At 60.6% G+C, this 1179-nt stretch carries 2 protein-coding genes and 4 tRNA genes; all 6 read right to left on the bottom strand.

Translation table 11 applies throughout. From position 1 onward, the window contains the following. The coding region (locus C5O18_RS09915) for a GTP-binding protein (protein WP_001029591.1) at positions 1–83 on the bottom strand (83 nt) is incomplete at its 3' end. 80 nt (positions 84–163) lie between these two features. Further along, positions 164–239 (bottom strand) — tRNA-Thr (locus C5O18_RS09920). A gap of 27 nt (positions 240–266) precedes the next feature. After that, positions 267–340: transfer RNA gene (locus C5O18_RS09925), tRNA-Gly, on the bottom strand. Between the two features lie 24 nt (positions 341–364). Then, positions 365–448: transfer RNA gene (locus C5O18_RS09930), tRNA-Tyr, on the bottom strand. A gap of 123 nt (positions 449–571) precedes the next feature. Beyond that, a tRNA-Thr gene (locus C5O18_RS09935) sits at positions 572–647 on the bottom strand. Positions 648–731: 84 nt separating this feature from the next. Continuing rightward, on the bottom strand, positions 732–1179 hold a 448-nt coding region (locus C5O18_RS10620; RefSeq protein WP_158249335.1), incomplete at its 5' end, for a hypothetical protein.

Consider the following 1179-nt stretch of genomic DNA (forward strand, 5'->3'; position numbering starts at 1 on the left):
AGGGTGGTCTTGCCGTGGTCGACGTGACCGATGGTGCCGACATTCACGTGCGGCTTGTTGCGTTCAAACTTTGCCTTTGCCATGACTCAACTCCTACACGCGCGTTTGCGCCCACTTTCCAATAGACACAAGCAACCGCCTCACAGCGATTGCCTTTGAAATATGGAGCTCATAACCGGATTCGAACCGGTGACCTCTTCCTTACCAAGGAAGTGCTCTACCTACTGAGCTATATGAGCCTAGTTTTCCTGCACTCCAGCATCAGCTGGAGCGGGTAGCGGGAATCGAACCCGCACCATCAGCTTGGAAGGCTGAGGTTCTACCACTAAACTATACCCGCGCATTTCCCCGCGAAGCGGTGCAATGGTGGTGGGAGAAGGATTCGAACCTTCGAAGCTTTCGCGTCAGATTTACAGTCTGATCCCTTTGACCGCTCGGGAATCCCACCTCGCGAGGGTGCGCATTCTTGCCTTGTGCGCACCCATTGTCAACAACCCGATGACTCTTTGGCGAGTTCTTGAGCAATTGAATGCGAACTCGCCACAGCACGCCGGGTGCTCCTGTTCGCGAATGGTGCCGGCAGTGGGACTCGAACTCACGACCTACTGATTACAAGTCAGTTGCTCTACCAACTGAGCTATACCGGCGCTTGCGAACAAGGCGCGCAGTCTAGTGAAAAAGCACGGCAGGCACAATAGACAGACAGACAGACAGATACGCAGTGCGTCCGGTCAGCGGCACGCCTCCGGCACCGCCGCAGCGGAAAGCAGGCGGGAGACTTTGGAGCGACGACTCACCATGCGCCCTGCCAGCCCCTCCATGTTCATCTCGGGAAAAACGATGTAGAACCCGCGACTCCCCGCGGGCAGCAACTCCCACGCAGTCGCCGGCTCATCGCCCGCAGCGGCAGCCAGCTTTTCCGCCACCTCGGACGCCCAGCCGCGCGCCGGAAACAGCCCCAGCCGGGAGCACCCCTTGGCCATGACAGGCTCGGATACCGCCGCCTCGGCGATGATCGCGGCAGGCACCTCCGCCTGCCGCGCCTCCGCACCAGCAGGCCACCACAGCGCCAGCGGACGATCCAGCCGAGCCTGCGCGAACGATGCATCGCCAGGCTCGCCCTGGCGCCAGATCAGCACGGCCAGCACCACCACCAGCGCCCAGATCAGCAACGCGATC

Origin of the sequence: Amnimonas aquatica (genome assembly GCF_002943415.1) — a bacterium.
Taxonomy (GTDB): Bacteria; Pseudomonadota; Gammaproteobacteria; order Pseudomonadales; family Moraxellaceae; genus Perlucidibaca; species Perlucidibaca aquatica_A.